14 protein-coding genes are annotated in these 19106 nt (G+C 56.5%); 5 read left to right on the plus strand and 9 right to left on the minus strand.

Features of this window, described 5'->3' with window-relative positions; genetic code table 11:
- Positions 1-59: 59 nt before the first annotated feature.
- The gene (locus ACR0KN_RS17690; protein ID WP_480655376.1) at positions 60-1724 is read left to right on the plus strand and encodes a mechanosensitive ion channel family protein; all 1665 of its coding nucleotides are present in this window, start codon (positions 60-62) and stop codon (positions 1722-1724) included.
- A gap of 72 nt (positions 1725-1796) precedes the next feature.
- Entirely contained in the window at positions 1797-3089 is a 1293-nt protein-coding gene (serS, locus tag ACR0KN_RS17695) for a serine--tRNA ligase (RefSeq protein WP_480655378.1), read from the plus strand.
- A gap of 50 nt (positions 3090-3139) precedes the next feature.
- Here the strand turns inward: serS and ACR0KN_RS17700 are convergent, their stop codons facing one another.
- The 5 genes from ACR0KN_RS17700 to ACR0KN_RS17720 all read right to left on the minus strand — a co-directional run bounded on the left by ACR0KN_RS17700 (position 3140) and on the right by ACR0KN_RS17720 (position 8533).
- The gene (locus ACR0KN_RS17700; protein WP_480655380.1) at positions 3140-3796 is read right to left on the minus strand and encodes a helix-hairpin-helix domain-containing protein; all 657 of its coding nucleotides are present in this window, start codon (positions 3794-3796) and stop codon (positions 3140-3142) included.
- Positions 3797-3833: 37 nt separating this feature from the next.
- Positions 3834-4820, minus strand: a complete 987-nt coding sequence (locus ACR0KN_RS17705; RefSeq protein ID WP_480655382.1) for a fatty acid desaturase — start codon at positions 4818-4820, stop codon at positions 3834-3836.
- Positions 4821-4985: 165 nt separating this feature from the next.
- The gene (gene der, locus ACR0KN_RS17710) at positions 4986-6449 is read right to left on the minus strand and encodes a ribosome biogenesis GTPase Der (protein WP_480655384.1); all 1464 of its coding nucleotides are present in this window, start codon (positions 6447-6449) and stop codon (positions 4986-4988) included.
- Between the two features lie 48 nt (positions 6450-6497).
- Positions 6498-7820 (minus strand): PQQ-like beta-propeller repeat protein, encoded by a 1323-nt coding sequence (locus ACR0KN_RS17715; protein WP_170773131.1) that lies wholly within the window; start codon positions 7818-7820, stop codon positions 6498-6500.
- Between the two features lie 41 nt (positions 7821-7861).
- A complete protein-coding gene (locus tag ACR0KN_RS17720) occupies positions 7862-8533 on the minus strand; it encodes a hypothetical protein (protein WP_170540696.1) in 672 nt (223 codons plus the stop codon).
- A gap of 226 nt (positions 8534-8759) precedes the next feature.
- On the opposite strand from ACR0KN_RS17720, the gene ACR0KN_RS17725 reads away from it, so the two are divergent.
- Positions 8760-9983: an efflux RND transporter periplasmic adaptor subunit gene (locus ACR0KN_RS17725; protein ID WP_480655387.1), complete on the plus strand. Its 1224-nt coding sequence runs from the start codon at positions 8760-8762 to the stop codon at positions 9981-9983.
- Positions 9980-13795, plus strand: coding sequence for an efflux RND transporter permease subunit (locus tag ACR0KN_RS17730; RefSeq protein WP_480655389.1), 3816 nt, complete (start codon positions 9980-9982; stop codon positions 13793-13795). The genes ACR0KN_RS17725 and ACR0KN_RS17730 overlap by 4 nt, the downstream gene beginning before the upstream one ends.
- A gap of 46 nt (positions 13796-13841) precedes the next feature.
- On the opposite strand, the gene ACR0KN_RS17735 is transcribed toward ACR0KN_RS17730, so the two are convergent.
- From ACR0KN_RS17735 to ACR0KN_RS17745, 3 genes are all read right to left on the minus strand, one after another.
- The gene (locus ACR0KN_RS17735; RefSeq protein WP_480655391.1) at positions 13842-14165 is read right to left on the minus strand and encodes a hypothetical protein; all 324 of its coding nucleotides are present in this window, start codon (positions 14163-14165) and stop codon (positions 13842-13844) included.
- 136 nt (positions 14166-14301) lie between these two features.
- Entirely contained in the window at positions 14302-16113 is a 1812-nt protein-coding gene (locus ACR0KN_RS17740; RefSeq protein WP_480655393.1) for an ABCB family ABC transporter ATP-binding protein/permease, read from the minus strand.
- A gap of 59 nt (positions 16114-16172) precedes the next feature.
- The gene (locus ACR0KN_RS17745) at positions 16173-17534 is read right to left on the minus strand and encodes a LysM peptidoglycan-binding domain-containing protein (RefSeq protein ID WP_480655395.1); all 1362 of its coding nucleotides are present in this window, start codon (positions 17532-17534) and stop codon (positions 16173-16175) included.
- A 126-nt stretch (positions 17535-17660) separates the two neighbouring features.
- On the opposite strand from ACR0KN_RS17745, the gene ACR0KN_RS17750 reads away from it, so the two are divergent.
- Complete coding sequence (locus ACR0KN_RS17750; protein WP_480655397.1) at positions 17661-18212, plus strand: LOG family protein; 552 nt, start codon at positions 17661-17663, stop codon at positions 18210-18212.
- A gap of 46 nt (positions 18213-18258) precedes the next feature.
- On the opposite strand, the gene ACR0KN_RS17755 is transcribed toward ACR0KN_RS17750, so the two are convergent.
- Positions 18259-18711 carry a host attachment family protein gene (locus tag ACR0KN_RS17755; RefSeq protein ID WP_480655399.1) on the minus strand — a complete coding sequence of 151 codons (453 nt, stop codon included), beginning with the start codon at positions 18709-18711 and terminating at the stop codon, positions 18259-18261.
- Between the last annotated feature and the right edge of the window lie 395 nt (positions 18712-19106).

Consider the following 19106-nt stretch of genomic DNA (forward strand, 5'->3'; position numbering starts at 1 on the left):
TGCAGATATGTTCTAGGCAGCCCCGGCAAGTCGGATATAGTTGTGGCCAGGGGGGCCCAATGATTCAATTAATCCAGACCTTTGGCAAGTTTATTCGCCTAATCCTCTTGACGGTTTCTCTTTGTCTCTTGGCACCACCACTTTGGTCACAGAACGTAATCGGAGAAGAACAAAACACAGAGGATTCTGAAACACAGACCTTTCAGGCTCCGGTTATCGTTGATGGCGATACCCTGTTTCATGTGCGCGGCTCCAGCGCTTTGCCCGCAAACGAGCGGGCGGAGGGTGTTCAGAACAAGATCATAGAAGTAGCCGAATCCTCGGATGCAAAGAAAGTTTCGATAACCTTCGAGGACTCTGAATTCGGGATCCGGATATTTGCCGATGGCATCCAGGTTTCGATCGTGACCGATGCGGATTCCGAACTTGAACAAATGGATCTGAATGTTCTCGGGTTATTGCACGGCCAAGCTATTGAACAGGCGATCGAAAACTACCGCGCCAATCGCACGGAACAAGCACGCGTTTCGGGTGCTATCGAGGCCCTGGCCTGGACGCTCGGCTTCGCGTTATTCGTTGTCATCATTCTCTGGTTACACCGACGCATCAGGCGGCGGACGCTTAAACTGGTTAAACGCTATCTCAAAGACGTCGAAACCGCGACCGCCAAGAGCGTCCAGGCCGAGGCCATAGCGGCATTGATCCGGTATGCCCTGAATTTCGTATTGCTGGTGATCTTTTTCCTTGGCTTCTATTACTATCTCTCCTTCGTTCTGCTGGCCTTTGCCGAAACGCGATACTTTGCGCAATTGCTGCTGACCCACCTGACCGAACCGGTCCTGCTGATCTTCAAGGGTATCCTCAGCTATTTCCCGAACCTGATCATGCTGGTGCTTATCACCTGGATAACGATGTATATCATCCGGGGAATGCGCGTGTTCTTTGACGCGGTCGAAGCGGGATCGTTCGATCTTGGCGATTTCGAGAAACACTGGATTGGCCCCACGTTTAACATTGCCCGGGTTGTTGTGATACTGATCGCACTGGTCTTTGCTGTCCCTTACATTCCCGGATCAGACTCTGCGGCCTTTCAGGGACTGACTATCCTTGTCGGCGCGATGCTGTCGCTGGGCGCGAACTCGGTGGTCTCGAATATGCTGGCGGGGCTTTTCGTGATTTATCGCCGCTCGACTTCGCTCGGGGACCGTATCCAGATCGGAGACCACATCGGAGATGTAGTGCAGATCAAGCTGATGGAGACACATCTGAAGTCGATCAAGAATGAGCTGATCTCGATCCCGAACGCGCAATTGATGAATTCGGACGTGGTGAACTTCTCAAAAAAAACCGATGGCAATGGGTTGCTGCTGCATACAACGGTTGGGATCGGATATGAAGAACCGCCCGAGAAGGTCGAAGCGATGCTGATCGAGGCCGCACATCGTACCAAGAGCATCAAAGCCAAACCCGAACCCTTTGTTTTGTGGACTGCTTTGGCGGATTACGCGATCAATTATCAGATCAACGGATATAGCACACGGGGCAGTATCATCCCGAAGATCCGCTCGGATTTGCATCGCAACATCGTTGCCGTGTTCAACGAAAACAACGTGCAAATCATGACACCTTCGTACATGGCTGATCCGCCCGAGCCGAAGATCCCAGCGGAAGAGTGGGATGGTCATCTGGCACATGAAACGCACGACGACGCGGATAAGTCGTAACCGGCGCTACACCCTTCCTTTCAGATGGTGCATAAGCGGTTTCAGTGATTCACGCATTTAAGGATCTGAACCATGCACGACATCCGCGCCATTCGCGAAAACCCAGCCGCCTTCGACGCCGCCCTTGCGCGCCGTGGGGACGCGCCGGTGTCGTCAGACCTGCTAAGGCTGGACGAAAGTCGCCGCGCCAAGATTCTGGCAGCCGAGACGGCTCAAGCCGAGCAAAACAAGGCCTCCAAAGAGGTTGGTGCCGCCAAGGGGCGCGGCGATGAGGCTGAATTCGAACGTCTGCGCGCGCTGGTGGCCGAGAAAAAGGCCGAAGTGGCCCAGATGCAGACCGAAGCCAAGGACCTGGACGCTCTGCTGACCGACCAGCTGATCCGTATCGCCAACCTGCCGGCAGAGGATGTGCCCGAAGGTGCGGATGAGAACGACAATGTCGAGATCAGCCGTTGGGGCACTCCGCGCGCCTTGGATTTTGCACCGAAAGAGCATTTTGAAATCGAAGCCGTCCAGAGCGGTATGGATTTCGAAACCGCTGCCAAGCTGTCCGGCTCGCGCTTTGTGCTGCTCTCGGGTGGCGTCGCGCGCATCCATCGCGCTCTGGCGCAATTCATGCTGGACACGCATATCAATGAGAACGAGCTGACCGAGGTTAACGGCCCGGTTCTGGTTCTTTCGGAAATGATGCAAGGCACTGGCCAGCTACCGAAATTCGGCGAGGACAGCTATCAGACCCGCGAGGGCTGGTGGTTGATCCCAACCTCCGAAGTGTCGCTGACCAACATCGTCAACGACACGATGATCGAGGAAAGCTATCTGCCCCGCCGTTATACCGCGCATTCCCTGTGCTTCCGGTCCGAAGCGGGCTCGGCAGGCAGGGACACGCGCGGGATGCTGCGCCAGCACCAGTTCGAAAAGGTCGAGATGGTCTCGGTCACGCATCCGGACAAATCGGACGACGAGCAAAAACGCATGCTGCGCTGCGCCGAAGGCATTCTGGAAAAACTGGGCATCCCCTATCGCACCGTCATTCTGTGCACGGGCGATATGGGCTTTGGCGCCCGTCGCACCTATGACATCGAGGCTTGGCTACCCGGTCAGGACACCTATCGCGAGATCAGTTCGGTTTCGACCTGCGGTGATTTCCAGGCCCGCCGAATGAACGCACGCTTCCGGCCAGAAGCTGGCGGCAAGCCGGAATATGTTCACACCTTGAACGGGTCTGGTCTGGCTGTCGGGCGCTGCCTGATCGCCGTGCTTGAGAATGGCCAAAACGCAGATGGCACGGTGACCCTGCCTGAAGCCTTGGGCCCCTATCTGGGCGGCAAGCTTACGCTACAGATCGACGGTAAACTCGCATAACAAAACCTGCATCGATGATGCCGGTTCCCGATTGACAAGGCGAAGAAGAGTTACTTCTTCGCCTTTTTCTTATTGTTCTTCTTACCAGATTTTTTTTTAGACGTTTTGCCGGACTTTTTGTCAGACTTCTTCTTAGCGTCCTTCTTCTTGTTGTCCTTTTTGGGCTTTTTGTCTTTCTTGCCCTTCTTGGACTTTTCCTTGACCTTTTCCTTGGCTTTGGAAAATGCTGCTTCCATTTCGGATTTCTTCTTCGCAGCCTTCTCAGCCTTGGCTTTGGCCTTTGCCTTTTTCTTCGCCTTGGCCTCGGCAGCGACTCTCTCCGCCGCAAGGCGTTCTTCTGTGGCTTTTCGCTCGGCCTCGGCCTTGTTCGCGGCGGCATTGCTTTTTGCAGTTGCCCGACGTACCGCAGATTGCTTTGCTGCTGGCTTTTGCTTGGTTGAGCGGCGTGCTGGTGCACGAGCCGCGGCCTTGGGTTTGGCACCTGCAACAGCCTTCGCCGCTGCGATCAGCTTGGCTGCGCGGGCAATACCGACGCGCGGAATACCAAGAATGTCTTCAGGTTTGGCCTTTGCTAAGGCTTCTGCTGTTTTGAAGCCCTTTGAATTCAGCGCCCGCTCCAGCGTTGGCCCTACCCCACTCACGTCGGTAACTGCGGTCATGTCGGTTCCTTTCGTTGTCTCCCCTTGGCAACGTAAATGTTTTGGCATTGACGAAAAAGTAGAGAGAGTGACAGCATTTGTAACGTTAACCGCTTTCGGCCAGCCGGTGCTGTTCGGTTCTGTTGGGGAATGGGACAAGGCGTTTGGCTTCCTCATCCCAAAGCTTCAGGTTCAGTGCCGCCACTGCTTCGGGAAATTTGATCCGACGCGGCGTGTATTCCGGGGGTAAGTTATAGTGGCACGCGCGCAGACGATAGGACGGAATGCGCGCATTGAAGTGGTGAATGTCGTGCAAGGTGATGCAAGCCACGGCATTGTCAAACCACCAACCGAAATCCAATGCCGATGATCCTTCCAGTGCTGCTAGCTTGGGGTCCAACTCAGGACGTCGGTCCCAATAGGTGTCTTCGAAGTTATGCTGCAAATACACCAGGAACACGCCAAGCATTCCTCCGAGCAGAGAAAAGACCAACCAAACCATAATACCGGTGGTACCGGCAATCAGGTAAAGCAGCCCAAGAAAAACGATAATCGAAAGGTTATGCAGAAGCACCCCCACCGCCCCAAAGCGAACAGTATTCTTGGGCCAGCGATAGCGAATGAAGTAGGTGAACAAAGCACCAATCGGCACAAGAATGAACGGGTTCCGGTAAAGCCTATAAAACAGACGCGTTTTCCAATCGGCTTCGTTCCATTCACGCAGCGTCATTGTGTGAATTTCACCTGTCTCGCGATGTTCGAGGTTTCCGATCCCAGCATGGTGCAGATTATGGTTCTGCTTCATCACTTCGAACGGGGCGAAGGTAAATGGCGACAATCCGTGGCCAGCCCATTCGTTTTGCAGACGGGTTTCAAACAGCGAATGGTGACCGCAATCATGCTGCAGCACGTATAGACGGACTGCAGAAAAGGCAAAAACGATCCCTGCCGGAATCATGACATACCACTGGTCCACATACGTAATCGCCAAAGCCAGCGATGCGAAATACACCGCAAATGTTCCAAAATAGCTAAGGGCGGCAAGCGTATTGTCCTGTACCGCGTATTGTCTTGTATATTCTCTCAGATCCATCACGCCCGCTCCCCAGGGTGGTCCGACCAATCTCAAACTCAAATTACGTGCGGCAGACCCGCAATCAAGCAGCACGTGCAAATACAAATGCACTCACTTGAATGCTAGCGCGCGGAAACGGGGCTGTCACGCCCCCTCACTGAAAATGCTGAAAATTAGCGCGGGTTACGCGCGTCCCTTGAGATGCTTGGCCAAGGCGCCTGCGTTCTTCTTGCGACGGCCCTTGTAGGGGTTCTTGTCGCCCTGCCCACGCAAAGTCAGGCGTATCGGGGTGCCCGGCATGTCAAAATCCTCGCGCAACCCATTGACCAGATAGCGGTTGTAGCTTGCGGGCATCTTGTCGGGATGCGAACACATCACGACGAACCCCGGTGGGCGCGTCTTGGCCTGAGTCATATAACGCAGCTTGATCCGACGACCCTGCGGCGCTGGAGGCGGGTGCTGTTCCAGCATGGCGGTCAGCCAACGGTTCAGCGCTGCGGTCGGCACGCGGCGGTTCCAAACGTCATGAGCACGCAGGATCGCTGCGCGTAAACGCTCCAGCCCCCTACCTGTTTTGGCCGATACCGTGATCAGAGGCGCACCACGCAGTTGTGGCAACAAACGGTCAAACGACTCTTTCAGGTCACGAAGTTTTTCTTGCTTGTTGTCCTCGATGTCCCACTTGTTCACGGCGACGACCACGGCGCGGCCTTCGCGTTCAGCCAGATCGGCGATCCGCAGATCCTGCTGTTCGAACGGGATGGCCGCGTCCAACAGAACCACGACGACTTCGGCAAACTTGACCGCCCTCAGACCATCCGAGACCGAGAGCTTCTCCAACTTCTCCTGCACCTTGGCCTTCTTGCGCATCCCTGCTGTGTCGAAGATCCGCATCGGTGTGCTGTCGCCATCAGGGTCAGCCCAATCGATCCGCAAGCTGATAGCGTCACGGGTAATCCCGGCCTCGGGGCCGGTCAGCAGACGATCTTCCCCGATGATCTTGTTGATCAAAGTGGATTTACCGGCATTTGGCCGCCCAACCACAGCCACCTGCAGAGGTTTATCAGCCGTGATCAAAGGGGCTTCACCCTCGCCATCCTCGTCCAGTTCGATATCAATTTCGGGGCTGTCGTCCTGTGCCTTTTCCGCTGCCGCATCCGCCAGTGGCATAAGTTGGGCATAGAGATCAGTCATCCCCTCGCCATGCTCGCCAGACAGGCGCACCGGTTCGCCAAGACCAAGGTTGTAAGCCTCAAGCACACCCGCATCGGCCGCGTTGCCTTCGGCCTTATTGGCGGCAAGGATCACATGCTTGGATTTTTTGCGCAGGATATCAGCAAACATTTCATCGGTCGGCGTAAGCCCTACCCGCGCGTCGATCATGAACAAGCAGACATCAGCCATATCCACAGCACGCTCGGTCAGTCGCCGCATCCGGCCCTGCAGGCTGTCATCGGTCGCGTCCTCAAGACCCGCCGTATCGATCACGGTAAAGCGCAGATCTCCCAAACGGCCCTCGCCTTCGCGCAAATCACGCGTCACGCCGGGCTGGTCGTCAACCAAAGCCAGACGTTTGCCCACGAGGCGATTGAACAGGGTGGATTTGCCCACATTCGGGCGCCCCACAATGGCGAGGGTCAGCGACATGTTCTCATCTTTCAAGACTCAAGAAGCGCCGTTTAGCGCATCTTGTCGTCAACGGAAAGCGTGCAATTCGCCCTTAGTCGAAACGACATAGAGCGTCTGACCCGCCACAACCGGCGCAGTGGTCGCGCCGCCCGGCACTTCGATCTGATGGACCAACGCGCCGTCAACTGGATTGAAGAAGCGTAGATACCCATCGTTCGAAGCTACAACCAGCCGCCCTCCGGCCATGATCGGGCCGTAGTGAGCAAAGATCGGACCCCGACGGCCCGGCTTGTTCTTGACGAATCCGGGCAGATCGATTGCCCAGACAATCGAGCCATCCGCTGCGTCCAGACGCACCAGCTGGCTGCGATCGCTTATCAGGAATACACTGTTTCCTGCTGGCCAGACCGTATCAACCGCACCTTCCAGAGCGGTCCAGTTCCGCTCACCTGAGCCAGTATCAAAGGAAACCGTACGACCCGAGTGGTTGCCGATCAGGATCGAATTGCCAGACACCATAGGCCCGGCTGTCACATCTACGATCTGAGCCGCCGCGCGACCCCGGCGGCCACCCGCTACAGATGCGTTCCATCGCAAGATGCCTCCCCGGCGAAAAGTCGCAGCGATGTCCCCCGATCCAAACGCAAAGACCGACAGGTCAGAGGCGATGACCGGCGCTGGTGCACCCAAAACGTTCCCGACGCTCGGAGTGCCGTCAATCTGCCAGATGATCCGGCCATCCTTTGTGTTCACCGCCCAGCCGGTCTCGTCCCCGGCCACCAGATAGAGAATCCCGCCACTGACCAAAGGCGCGCCACTGCCGGTTGCATTCAAACGCTTTTGCCACTTTTGAGCGCCTGTTTTAGCATCTAACGCGGTCAATCGACCAAAACCCGATGAGACGTACAACACACCATCGGCGTAAGCGAGCCCGCCCCCCGTGGCATCGACGTCTTTTTCATTCGGTGGAATCAGATTGGTGCTCCAGGCAACTTGCCCCTGTGGCGTCACCGCCGAAACAGTCGCACCGGAATCGAGCGTATAAATCAAACCACCAGCAACAACCGGGTCTGCAGTAATCCGCTGTTTCCGGCTGTCGCCGGAACCAATGTTGGCTGACCAGATACGCTGTGGCGTGGGGTTCAATGCGGCATTTGTAGTGCGGAATGCAGGGGTGCCCGGGCTTTGCGACCAGTTCGCGTTCCGGCTTTGGGCCGGAATGCTAATTGGCTTGGCGCCACGTGTTTCCACGGTTTCGTTGTCATCGGCGGCGCGAATATCCTCACGCTCACCGGGCAGAATAATCTCGGGTTCCTGACATGCGCTCAGCGCAGTTAAGGAAACTGCCGCGGCGACCAATCCAAAGCGTGAGAAATAACGTGTTACCATATTCGACAAACTCGCCTGTGATGTTCCGTTTCGCTGCCGGGTCAACCCTGCTGGGTTGCGACAGGCTCGGGCACACCCCCAAGCGCAATGATCAATTGGGCTGCGCGTTGCTGTAGATCGGCGCTGGCTTCGGCGTCCTGGCGCAAAGCCTGCAAACGATCCAACGCAGCCTGTGTACTTCCCTCGGTCACATCAATCAGGGCCAGTTGCTCCTCGGCAAGCAAGCGCAAAGGCGCACCGGGTATCGCAAGCGCCTCGAATTGTTGACGGCGATCTGCGACGGGCATCGTGTCGGCTTGCAGCAGCAAAGCCTTGAAACTTGCAATCGCCCGGTAGATTTCTGGCAAATCCCCTTGTGTAGCGATCGCGTTCAGGCTGTTCACAGCATCCTGTTGCGATCCTGCATCGGCCTGCGATGCAGCCAATAACATATTCAGAACCGCGTCACCTCCGGCAGATGAGGCATCGACCGCTCGCAGGCTGGCTGCGCGTTCATCGGATGCATTCTGAGACAAAGCAGACAGAATCGCATCACCCAGAGCTTCGGCCTGATTTGTATCGCGCGCCTTACGGTATTCGTTGAATGCCGCGCCACCTACAATGGCAACGACTGCGACAACACCCACCCAACCCCATCGGCGCAATAGCAGGTACATGCGATCGCGGCGCACCTCTTCGGTGACCTCATCAATAAAACTGTCGACGTCGCTCATCCCTGCCCCCAGGCTTAAGTGTCCGGTTTTCTAGCGCCATGTCATACCGCGCCGTTCAGGCCAAGCCAAGTGCTCGAATCCACACATTTGCCTGCATCCGCGTGGCCCTTGCGAAAAAAACTAAACCAAACTATTCAGTTTAGTATGGAAAAGCCGTTTCTATTACCCCATTTCAAGTGATAGAGGCGAAAGCCAGCCGCGCGAACAGATCTGGAGATTGTACCGCATGCGATTGATTTCATTCGTTAACGCTGTTTTGGTTATTATTGCGTTGTATTTTCTTGTATTCGAACGCGACACGCTTTTTGCGTTCGCTGGTCGCGGGGATGAGCCTGCTGAAGCCGCAACTGAGGTTTCGGAATCCGTGCCTGCTCCGGATGCGATAGGTGTTGTCGTGGTGCGTTCGACTGCGCGCGAAATCGGCAGTGCGGTCCAGTTGCGCGGTCAAACCAAGGCAAATCGCCAGGTCGAGGTACTGGCTGAGACGACCTCGACCGTCGTGTCCGAGCCAAAGCGCAAAGGCGCATTTGTCGAAGCGGGTGATCTACTGTGTGAGCTGGATCCCGGCACCCGCCCCGCAAGTCTGGCTGAAGCGATGGCTGCAAAGCTTGAAGCCGAAAGCCGTGTACCCGAAGCCGAAGCACGTATCGAAGAGGCTCATGCTCGTCTGGCCGAGGCTGAAATCAATCTGAAAGCAGCACGCAAGCTGTCTGAAACCGGGTTCGGTTCGGAAACGCGCCGCATCTCAAGCGAGGCCGAAATGAGCACCGCCGAGGCTGGCATCAAATCCGCTGAGGCTGGTCTGGAATCAACGCAAGCGGGTATTGAAGCCGCCACTGCAGCGGTTGCAGCCGCCCAACGCGAGATAGATCGCCTCACTATCGAGGCACCGTTCAAGGGGCTGCTGGAAAGCGATACCGCGGAATTGGGCAGCCTGATGCAGCCCGGTTCGCTGTGTGCAACCGTTATCCAGCTCGACCCAATCAAGTTGGTGGCTTTTGTGCCTGAAACCGAAGTGAACCGGATTATCGTCGGTTCGATGGCGTCTGCACAATTGGTCACAGGCTTGCAGGTTGAAGGGCGCGTCACCTTCCTGAGCCGCTCGGCCGATGAAACCACCCGCACGTTCGAGGTGGAGATCACCGTTCCCAACCCGGAACTTCTGATCCGTGATGGCCAGACCGCCAACATCCAAATCGCTGCCGAGGGCGTCAAAGCACATCTGCTGCCGCAATCCGCATTGACCCTGAACAATGAAGGCGAACTTGGTGTACGCACCGTTGTCGCTGACAACGTTGTCGATTTCGTTCCAATCCGCCTGCTGCGCGACACTGCCGAGGGTGTTTGGGTTGGCGGCCTGCCAGAAACCGCAGATATTATCGTGATCGGTCAGGAATTCGTGACACGCGGCGTAACCGTTGCGCCGACCTACAGGGAAGCATCGCAATGACGGGTATCGTCAGTTGGGCCGCAAGCCGTGCCAGAATGGTTCTGGCTTTCATCGCGATCTCGCTGGTTATCGGCGGATATGCTTATGTAGGGCTGCCGAAAGAGGGTGAGCCGGATATCGATATCCCGATGCTCTTCGTGTCGGTCCAGTTTCCGGGCATCTCGGCGGAGGATAGCGAGAGCCTACTGATCAAGCCGATGGAAACCGAGATGGCCGATCTCGACGGGCTAGATTCGATGACCGCCACTGCTGCTGAAAGCTACGCGGGCGTTCTGCTGGAATTCGAGTTCGGTTGGGACAAATCCGCCACTATCGCTGATGTGCGCGATGCCATGAACAGCGCTCAGGCCGATTTCCCTGATGGGGCCGAGCAGTATACGATTACCGAGGTCAACTTCTCAGAGTTTCCTATCGTCATTGTCAACCTGACTGGTCCAGTCCCCGAGCGCACTATGGCGCGCGTTGCCAAAGACCTGCAGGACGAGCTTGAGGCGTTGGATGCGGTGCTTGAGGCCGGTATCGCTGGAAACCGCGACGAAATGCTTGAGGTCGTGATCGACCCGCTCCGGCTTGAGGCGTACAACGTTACGGCCGCTGAACTGATCAACGTTGTGCAGAACAACAACCAACTGATCGCGGCGGGTGAGGTTGAAACCGAGCAGGGCACGTTCTCGGTCAAGATCCCTTCGTCATTCAAGACCGCGCAGGACGTCTATGGCCTGCCCGTCAAGGTCAATGGTGACCGCGTCGTCACCCTGGGTGAACTGGCCGAGATTAACTATACTTTTGAGGACCGCGCTGGCACGGCCCGGTTCAACGGAGAATCCACCGTCGCACTGCAGGTCGTCAAGCGCAAAGGCTTCAATCTGATCGACACCGTCGCGCTGATCAAATCCACCGTCGCAGAGGCTCAGACCAATTGGCCAGCCGAGTTGCAGGCCGCGGTTGATGTCGGCACCTCGAACGACCAAAGCCGCATTGTCGATTCGATGGTGCGTCAGCTGGAGGGGTCGGTTCTAACCGCCGTCGCGCTTGTGATGATCGTGGTTCTGGCATCTCTGGGAACGCGCGCCGCGTTGCTGGTGGGCTTTGCGATCCCGACATCGTTCCTGTTGTGCTTCGCCTTTCTGGCGATGATCGGGGTCACAATCTCGAATATGGTGATGTTCGGCCTGATCCTTGCGGTGGGTATGCTTGTTGATGGTGCCATCGTTGTGGTGGAATATGCCGACAAGCGCATCAAAGAAGGCGTCGGCCCGATGCACGCCTATGTCGAAGCTGCGCAGCGGATGTTCTGGCCGATTGTCTCTTCAACCGCCACGACCTTATGCGCCTTCCTTCCCATGCTGTTCTGGCCCGGTATACCCGGCGAGTTCATGAAGATGCTGCCGATCACGCTGATCTTCGTTCTGTCTGCTTCGCTGATCGTGGCACTGATCTACCTGCCGGTTGTGGGTGGTGTCTCGGGCCGTATGAGCCGCAGCTTCGAGCGCAGTTCGAACTGGCTGCGGGCACGCGCACCATGGTGGGTGCGCGCGCTTCTGGTGCCGCCATCGCTATACATGATCTTCCTTGGCGCAATGCAGGTCTTGAACCCCAACTATCTGCTGCCCGGCGGTTCACTCGCTGGTGTGCTGTTGTTCCTGTTCGGCGCATTCGCCGGGTCGGTCACGCTGAGCGCAGCCAAGATCGAACGGGCCCCGGATGAACATGTGCATACCACAAAAGAGCACACGCCCTTTGGTTACGTGATTAAGTTCCTGGTCGGCAATCCGGTCATGCCGGTGGTATCAATCGCCGTAGTCTTTGCGGCGGTATTCTGGGTCGCGTTCATCCTGTTCCCGCAGAACTCGCGCGGTGTCGAATTCTTCGTCGAGAGCGAACCGGAACAGGCTACAGCCTATGTTCGGGCGCGTGGCAACCTGTCTCTGGCTGAAAAAGACGAGATGGTTCTTCAGGCCGAACGCGTCATCAGTGAACATCCGGCAGTGATCAACGTATTTGCCTTTGCGGGCGAAGGCGGTCTGAATCAGAACAATGGCGGAGCAGAAGCCCCAGCCGACACTATTGGCCGTGTGCAGTTCGAGCTCATTCCTTGGGAAGATCGCCCAATCAGCTCTGAGCAGATTACCGGTTGGTTCTGGGGACCGATTGCTGGTCTGCTCGGCTTTGCAAAGGAGGAAGTTGCAGCCGAATATGACGGCAATTTTGTTCTGGAAGAACTCACCGCAGAGTTAGCAACTCTTCCCGGCTTCATCGTTGATATTCTGGCGCTGGAGCAAGGTCCCGCCTCGGCCAAGCCCGTTCATCTGCGGATCAAGGGCGATAGCTGGGAAGAATTGACCGCGGCCACGCTCACAGCGCGCGAGGCGTTTGATACCACCCCCGGCCTGATCAAGATCGAGGACACCCTGCCCCTACCCGGCATCGACTGGCAGATCGACGTGGACGTGGCCAAGGCGGGCCGGTTCGGCGCTGACGTCGCAACCGTAGGCGCGATGGTACAGCTTGTGACACGCGGTATCCTGCTTGGTGAGATGCGTCCGGATTCGACCGATGAAGAAGTTGAAATCCGTGTCCGCCTGCCCGATCAGGATCGTGTCTTGTCGACGCTGGATACGCTGAAAGTTCGTACACCAGACGGGTTGGTCCCCCTGTCGAACTTTGTCACCCGCAAACCGGTGGCTAAGCTTGCCGAGATCAATCGCGTGGATCAACAGCGTTACTATGACGTGAAAGCGGATGTCGAGCCGGGGCTGAGCAAGATCGTGACCACTGGCCCGGACGGCGCAGAACTGCGTCTGGCCACCGTGCGCGCGATTGGCGAAGGTTCCACGCCAACCGGCACCATCATCACCAATACGGACGGGTCTGAGTTTGAGCTGGTGCAACTGACCGGTGCCGAGAATGTGGGCGAAGTGCGGTCCGCCATCGAAAGCGGTGACGCTCGGTTTGCCCTGATCAATCCGAATGAACGGATTGCTGTACTGACCGAATGGCTGCAGACCGACCCGTTCGGCCGCACCATCGCGTGGGAGTGGACCGGCGATCAGGAAGATCAGGCTGAAAGCCAGGCCTTCCTCTCCAGCGCGTTTCTTGCGGCCTTGGGCCTGATGTTTGTGATCCTGCTGGCGCAGTTCAACTCGTTCTACAACTCGGTGCTGGTGCTTCTGGCCGTGGTTCTGTCTACGACCGGCGTGTTGCTGGGCATGATGGTCATGCAGCAACCGTTCTCGATCATCATGACCGGAACGGGCATCGTTGCTCTGGCTGGTATCGTTGTGAACAACAACATCGTTCTGATTGACACCTATCAGGAATACAGCGGTTACATGTCGCGTATCGATGCCATCGTCCGCACCGCCGAGGCGCGTATCCGTCCGGTTCTGTTGACCACGTTGACGACCATGGCGGGTCTGACCCCGATGATGTTCGGCCTGTCGCTGGATTTCATCGGTGGCGGGTATTCGATCGACAGCCCCACGGCGCTGTGGTGGAAACAGCTAGCGACGGCGGTGGTCTTTGGCCTCGGCACGGCCACGGTGCTGACTCTGATCGTCACGCCTTCATTCCTGGCGCTACGGGTTTGGGTCACAACCTACGCGGTATGGCTGGGTAAGGCGCTGGCGCGCGCCACGGCGGGACGGTCCAGCCAGATCGCGCAGGACATGGCAATCGGCCAAAGCGCGCGAGATGTGCAAGCAGCCGAGATGATCTGGACCGATGAACCGGACCGAGTTGCCCCTGATCAGAGCGCTCTGGACGACCGGCCAGATCATCCACCAACAACCCCGCTGAAGGCGGCGGAATAAAAAAAGGCGAGCCCTCGGGCTCGCCTTTTCGTTTCTGGCAGAAGTGTTATTCGACGAACGCGTATTCGCCCAGATCGCACAGGTTCAGACCATAGTCTTCAATCGATTCTCCGTCGCTGAAAACACCGCGGATGTCATAGACACAGGTGGTTAGCCCGTCCGCGATGAGGACGCCCACTTCGTAATCCGCACCCAGATAACCACCCTCAAGCAGATTGCCTTCCCAGCTGCCGGACGAGGCCGAAGACACGTTGAACTCAACCAGATCATAGCTGGTTTCGTTGATAATCAAGAATTCCAGATCCTCAGCTGCTGCCGAAGTCGCCATCATTAGTGTTGCAGCCAACACCGCCGCCGCTCGCATTTTCATAAGGTTATTCCTTGTCTTTGTTTCGGCGCGCACAGTGTCGCGGCGGCGGGTCCGCGTCAAACGGAAAACCGTATCGCAGCGACCGATTTTCTTTTAAACCGATCCGCACAATCATCAGTTGCAAGGGCCGTTGAGCTCAGGCCGCTTGGCTGTCGGATTGCTGACGGCTCCACAGCTGGGCATATCGCCCCTCATGCCCCAGCAACTCATCATGCGTGCCCTGCTCGATGATCTCACCTCGCTCAAGCACAACAATCCGGTCTGCTTCGGCAATTGTGCTAAGACGATGAGCGATAGTGATCACAGTCCGGCCCTCACCTGCACGTGCTAGAGCGTCCTTGATGTCTTGCTCGGTTTCCGTATCCAAGGCCGAGGTCGCCTCATCCAGCAACAAGATCGGCGGGTTTTTCAGAAGCGTTCTGGCGATACCAACGCGTTGTTTTTCACCACCTGATAATTTCAAGCCACGTTCGCCGACCTTGGTGTCATACCCATCAGGCAGACTGACGATGAAATCGTGAATCTGAGCGGCTTTAGCGGCGGCCTCAACATCCTGCTGGGTCGCCCCTTCGCGCCCATAGGCGATGTTATATCGGATCGTATCATTGAACAGGACCGTATCCTGCGGAACCACCCCGATCGAGGCATGCAGACTCGATTGGCTGACATCGCGCACGTCCTGCCCATCGATCTTCAATGCGCCTCCTGTGACGTCATAGAACCGGAACAGCAGCCGCCCAATGGTGGATTTACCTGAACCTGTCGCCCCGACAATCGCCACGGTCTGCCCGGCAGGCACCGTCAGCGACACACCCTTCAGGATTTCGCGATCCGCTTCATATCCGAAATGCACGTTTTCAAGCTTGACCTCTCCACCATCTACCTTGAGGTTTGGCGCACAAGGTTTGTCTGTCACTTCTGCCGGTTGTTCGAGCAGATCGAACATCTGCCCCATATCCACCAGTGACTGCCGGATCTCGCGGTAAACCGTGCCCAGAAAGTTCAGCGGAACCGTAATCTGGATCATGTATGCGTTGACCATCACGAAGTCGCCCACAGTCAATGATCCTTTTTGCACGCCTATGGCGGCCAGAACCATCACTCCAATCAGACCACAAGTGATAAGGAACGATTGGCCGAAATTCAGGAATGCCAGCGAATAAGCCGTCTTCAATGCAGCCTGGGCATAGCCTTTCATCGAGACGTCATAGCGTTCTGCTTCGCGCATCTCGGCATTGAAATATTTAACCGTTTCAAAGTTTAGAAGGCTGTCGATGGCGCGCTGATTGGCTTCGGTATCCTGATCGTTCATCTCGCGCCGCAGCTTCACGCGCCATTCAGTCACCGCAAAGGTGAACCAGATATAAAGCGCGATCGTTACCGCGACGACGACCAGATACCAGACGTCGAACAGCCACAGCAGTATGACCGACACCAGAAGCAGTTCCAGGATCAGTGGCCCAATCGAGAAGAGCAGAAAACGCAAAAGGAATTCAACGCCCTTCACCCCGCGCTCGATAATTCGGCTCAGACCACCCGTGCGCCGCGTCACGTGATAACGCATCGAAAGCTGGTGAATATGCTGAAACGTCTCAAGCGCCAAAGCCCGCAACGCGCGTTGACCAACTGGTGCAAATAACGCATCCCGCAATTGCTGGAACCCGACGGTCATCATGCGGGCAACCCCATAGGCAACCGTCAAACCAATCGCACCCAGCGCAATCGGTGGCACGCCCTCACCCGCCAGTCCATCAACTGCGCCCTTATACAGGATCGGTGTATAAACAGCGATCAACTTGGCCAGCACCAGCATCGCCATCGCCCAAACCACACGGCGTTTGACCCATGGCTCATCTTCAGGCCAAAGATAGGGTGCTACCTTGCGGATCGTGCGCCAGCCTGAACGTTGTTCGTCCGGCTCGGATTGAATCGCGGATGGTTGCCTCATCACGTACCTTAACTGCGGTCAGAGATAGCCCTGGCCCGGTGTTGGGCCAGTGGTCTTTTTTACTCAGGGATAGTGAAAATCTGCCCTGGATAGATCAAGTCCGGATCACGGATCGAGTCCTTGTTGGCCTCAAACAGCTTAACGTACAACACGCCATCTCCGAACCTGTCCCGAGAAATCGCCCAAAGTGTATCGCCCTTTTGAACCGTGACGGAGCGGATCGCAGGAGTTCCCGACGGGGTTTCACCCGCCTCGGTTGTTTCGGCTGCACGCAGAGCCTCGACGGGCTCGCGTTTGAACGGAGTCTCAAGCCGACTGACAACTGTCCCATCCGGAGCAACCTCATCCACGCGTAGGGTGTAAACGCCGGGATCTATACCCTCGACCTCACCACGCCACTGTCCATCCGTTGCAGGCTCAAGGTCAGCAACAAGTTTGTTGTCCAGATACAGGCGCACTGCAGATCCGTCCTGAGCGCGCCCTGTCAACTCCACATCGCCAACGTCTGAATACCCGATCGTGTCCAATGCGATCTGTTCCGGCGGTGTGTCCAGCACGGTGGGCGGTTGCACGAGTTCAACACCTTCTTCGCCCGAGCGCAGGATCGCGACTTGTTGATCAGGCACGTCAACTGTTTCGGACTGTGCTTCAGTCGCGGGCGCCGCCTGATCTGCGGGCGGCGTTACGGTGCCAGCAACTTCGGGTTCATTTTCTTCGGTCTCGGCTTCGTCGGCTGCTTGCTGATCGTTTGTTTCGGAGACCACGGTCTGCGCCTCAGCAACTTCTTTGACCGGCTCATCGGCAGAAGGCTCTGACTCGACTGGCGAGACCGGTTCTGGCAGCGCTGCGATCAGATAGTCATCTGACCGGCTGGTACTTTCTCCACTCCGGGTTTCAAGAACCAGCCCGCGAGCGTCGTCTCCAAATGGGATCGATACGAATTCAGCGAACTGACCGCTTGCGTCGACAACAAAGCGATGAATAGTCTCACCGTCGAGCAGAACATTTACCTCGGCCCCCGGTTCGGCGCTACCGGACAGCAATCCGTTTCCATCGGGTTCGACAAATATCTGATCCAGCACCGGCACCGCCAGAACCGGGGTTTCCGGCTCTTCTCTCTCTTGCACTTGCTCTTCTCCGATTACAGCGGCTTGCTCGGTGCTCTCGACGGGCGTAGCAGGCGCAGGTTCGCTAGCTTCTGTCGTCTGTTCATCCGGCTGGATATCTGCGGGTTCCTCGGCTTCCTGCTTGGCTGTTACGTTCGGTTCAGATGTTTCAACTGCTTCTGGCTCAGCCAGTTCCTGAGGTCGGTCAAACAGACCTGACAGATATAATCCGCCCGCAACGAGCACCACAACGATCCCGGCGACCAGACCCCATATGAAGGTACCAGAACCTCCGCTTCCCGATTTGGCGTTCATTCTTATCCTTTCACTCCGCCCGGTACTTGGCCAATTTGGCACACATTCCCAGGAGCGGTTGAGCCAACCTATCAATCCCGCTATCACGGGTCAAAACCCCTAACACAAGAGCAGAGAGCCCAACCCATGTCTCAGAAATCGGTCTGTGTGTATTGCGGGTCACGCAATGGAGTGAATCCCGCCTACTCCGCCGCCGCCCAAAGCTTTGGGACCATACTGGCCAAAGAAGGCTGGCGGCTAGTCTATGGAGCCGGAGATGTGGGTCTGATGGGCGAAGTAGCCCGTGCGGCACAGGCGTCTGATGGTGATACTTTTGGAGTGATCCCTGTCCACTTGTTGCAACGCGAAGTTGGTAAAACTGACTTAACCCGCTTTGTCGTGACCGAAACGATGCACGAACGCAAGAAGGTCATGATCATGAATGCCGATGCCGTTGTCGTCTTGCCTGGCGGACCTGGTTCATTGGACGAGTTGTTCGAAGCCCTCACATGGCGGCAGTTGGGTCTGCATGACAAACCCATTCTGGTGATGAATGTAGATGGCTACTGGGACGCGCTGCATACATTGCTGGAGCAACTTATTGGTCGAGGCTTTGCCGACGCTTCACTGGCAGAGTTTATTACCTGGGTCACCACGCCTGAGGCAGCGATGTCCGAACTTCGTCGATTGCTGAATTAAAAAGACGGTAATCGGGCGGTGTGAACCGCCCGCAGATCACCTCTCTTCAGGCAGGTTTGGCCAATCGAGTCCTGAGTATCTGTTCAACCTTGTGCATCGGATGGTTGGTCAGCGTCTTATCAACTTCTGCTACCACCTTAGCGAGCACTTTGCTGTGCAATCTGCGACGCAACAGGCCCAAAACATGCGGACTAGCCACTAACACCAGGCGTTTGTATGCACCCTTCAGGCCCTTACGATTCAGTAGATTTGCCACATCCTGCACGAACAAGGACTTGGCGTGAGCCCTCCATGTGTCCTCTTCCACGGCGGATTTCTGGTTGGGACCGATATCAGACCTGCGCCCAGCCCGATCCGTCGGCTTTGCTGTCACGCTGTCTTGTTCCTCAACTGAAACGACAACCAGATTGGGGTCTTGCGCGTCGGTGATATTTTCCATCACCAGAGCTTTCTCCCCGTCTGCGATGATGACCCATGTTCCCTGCTCAAGTGCTGCCATAATGGTCTCCTTCAAAGGTTAAGGTGCCGATCCCTCGCCCAGCGGCCATGATTTCAGCTTCGCGCGAATGAAGACACCCACGCGCAACAGCCTTGTTTTTCAATTGTTTGGCGGTTCTCTCCCTCCGCCTGTCTTAGCTAGGCACTAGGAGGTGTAGTACAATACGCGCTCAGATTAATTCGAATTTATGAGCGGGAAATTACCGGCGAACTAACTCGCGGCGAAAGGGTCATGAAATTAGCGGAGACAGCCGATCAGCACTTTTGGCGCCATATTTTGCGAGAATTCAACGTCTGCATTGCGGTGCCGATTCAACCGATCGCCGCAACACACTCTTCGAACTTCTCTGCCGGTGAGAAGTAATTCAAGGTCATTCTCGGCCTTTCATTGAGTTC

The sequence above is a fragment of the Ruegeria sp. AP7 genome (assembly GCF_056539905.1).

Coding starts and splice junctions, on each gene's coding strand:
- ACR0KN_RS17705 (WP_480655382.1), bottom strand. CDS start 4,820: ATGGATCTGAGAGAATATACAAGACAATACGCGGTACAGGACAATACG.
- ACR0KN_RS17715 (WP_170773131.1), bottom strand. CDS start 7,820: ATGGTAACACGTTATTTCTCACGCTTTGGATTGGTCGCCGCGGCAGTT.
- der (WP_480655384.1), bottom strand. CDS start 6,449: ATGTCGCTGACCCTCGCCATTGTGGGGCGCCCGAATGTGGGCAAATCC.
- ACR0KN_RS17690 (WP_480655376.1), top strand. CDS start 60: ATGATTCAATTAATCCAGACCTTTGGCAAGTTTATTCGCCTAATCCTC.
- ACR0KN_RS17735 (WP_480655391.1), bottom strand. CDS start 14,165: ATGAAAATGCGAGCGGCGGCGGTGTTGGCTGCAACACTAATGATGGCG.
- ACR0KN_RS17700 (WP_480655380.1), bottom strand. CDS start 3,796: ATGCCAAAACATTTACGTTGCCAAGGGGAGACAACGAAAGGAACCGAC.
- ACR0KN_RS17755 (WP_480655399.1), bottom strand. CDS start 18,711: ATGGCAGCACTTGAGCAGGGAACATGGGTCATCATCGCAGACGGGGAG.
- ACR0KN_RS17740 (WP_480655393.1), bottom strand. CDS start 16,113: ATGAGGCAACCATCCGCGATTCAATCCGAGCCGGACGAACAACGTTCA.
- ACR0KN_RS17720 (WP_170540696.1), bottom strand. CDS start 8,533: ATGAGCGACGTCGACAGTTTTATTGATGAGGTCACCGAAGAGGTGCGC.
- serS (WP_480655378.1), top strand. CDS start 1,797: ATGCACGACATCCGCGCCATTCGCGAAAACCCAGCCGCCTTCGACGCC.
- ACR0KN_RS17725 (WP_480655387.1), top strand. CDS start 8,760: ATGCGATTGATTTCATTCGTTAACGCTGTTTTGGTTATTATTGCGTTG.
- ACR0KN_RS17750 (WP_480655397.1), top strand. CDS start 17,661: ATGTCTCAGAAATCGGTCTGTGTGTATTGCGGGTCACGCAATGGAGTG.
- ACR0KN_RS17730 (WP_480655389.1), top strand. CDS start 9,980: ATGACGGGTATCGTCAGTTGGGCCGCAAGCCGTGCCAGAATGGTTCTG.
- ACR0KN_RS17745 (WP_480655395.1), bottom strand. CDS start 17,534: ATGAACGCCAAATCGGGAAGCGGAGGTTCTGGTACCTTCATATGGGGT.